Source organism: Oleiphilus sp. HI0086 (assembly GCF_001635225.1).
This window is the reverse complement of the sequence record NZ_LWFZ01001307.1, coordinates 1-1,462: the sequence shown is the minus strand read 5'-3', so window position 1 is coordinate 1,462 and position 1,462 is coordinate 1. Positions and strand designations below refer to the sequence as shown.

Annotated in this window: 1 protein-coding gene; it reads left to right on the top strand. The window is 46.4% G+C overall.

The features are described from left to right. On the top strand, positions 1-1,232 hold a 1,232-nt coding region (locus A3756_RS22430; protein WP_231875615.1), incomplete at its 5' end, for an FMN-binding protein. Positions 1,233-1,462: the final 230 nt, after the last annotated feature.

Sequence of the window (1,462 nt, the reverse complement as noted above, 5' to 3'; positions counted from 1 at the left end):
GATCTACAGACGAGATGAAATACCCTTTTGATGGAACAAGCTTTTCCCTTAGGAATTTGTATCTATTAGTTTCCTGTCTATTTATCTGCCTTATCGGCAGCCCTGCTTTTTCTGCCGGGCTTGATATCACGCCAATTAAAGCCCCTCTTCCCTTTATCCAAGAGGCTTTCCCGAATGCCAGCTCGATTTCTGAAAAAACTGGCGACCCTCAAATCAAAACGATTTTCCAAGACGAGCAAGTCATTGGCTACGCCTTTGAAACAGATGATGTCGCGCGTATTCCTGCCTACTCCGGTGAACCCGTCAATACACTTGTGACGTTGGATACTCAAGGAACAATCATTTCTGCCAATGTTCTGGAACATCATGAACCTATCTTGCTGGTAGGAATTCCAGAGCAAGATTTATGTGACTTTACGGACCAATACCAAGGGCTAAAAGTTAACACCAAGGTAAAAGTCGGCACGGGAACAGAAGAGAACACCGAGTATCTCGATGGCGTATCCGGTGCAACCGTCACTGTGATGGTGATGAACATGGGGATTATTCGCGCCGCCAACGAAGTGGCGATCGCGCATGGCATCATCGAAGCCTCTGAATTTGCCTCACAGGCTGCGGCCACGATTAATCAAGAAGTCTACCAGCCTTCCGACTGGCAGACCCTGACAGGCAACGGTGCGATCCGACGTTTCCATTTGAACAATTCCAAAGTCGATGATGCTTTCATGGCAACTGAAGCTGCGGACCAGGCAGCCCCGCTTGAAGAAAAAGAAGACACTTTTGTCGATCTATATTATACGCAATTGAATATCCCGACAGTCGGCCGTTCACTCTTAGGTGACGGTGAATATGAATGGATGATGGAGCAACTAAAGCCCGGCGAGCATGTAATAGGTTTACTCGGAAACGGCTATTCCTTTAAAGGCTCTGGCTATGTTCGCGGAGGAATATTTGACCGAATCGTCATTCACCAAGGTAAAAATGAGTTCAGCTTCAGGGATACCGAACAATACCGAATTAACGACCTATATGCTGCGGGTACGCCGCACTTTAAAGAAATGTCGCTGTTCATTGTCAGCGAGCATCATAAGTTTGACCCCGGACAACCCTGGCAAGTCGAGCTACTTATTCGCCGCCAGACAGGCCCTATTGAAGGCGTCTTTACCAGTTTTAAACCAGAGTATGCCGCACTCGAAGAGTTTTTAATTAGGCCTGAACCGCCAGAAATCTAAGAAGAAAAAGCGCTATGGGAACAGGTTTGGGAAGATAAGAGTACGGCAACGAAACTGCTGGTCTTCAGCATGTTGGTTCTCACCCTTGTATTATTCATACAAGATTGGTTAGTTAAGTTCCCTCGCTTTATGCACTATTTCAGAATTGGCTTCCTTCTTTATACAGTAGGGTTTATTGGCTGGTACTGTAAGGGACAGCTGTCCGTTGTCAATGTACTTACCTTCGTTCA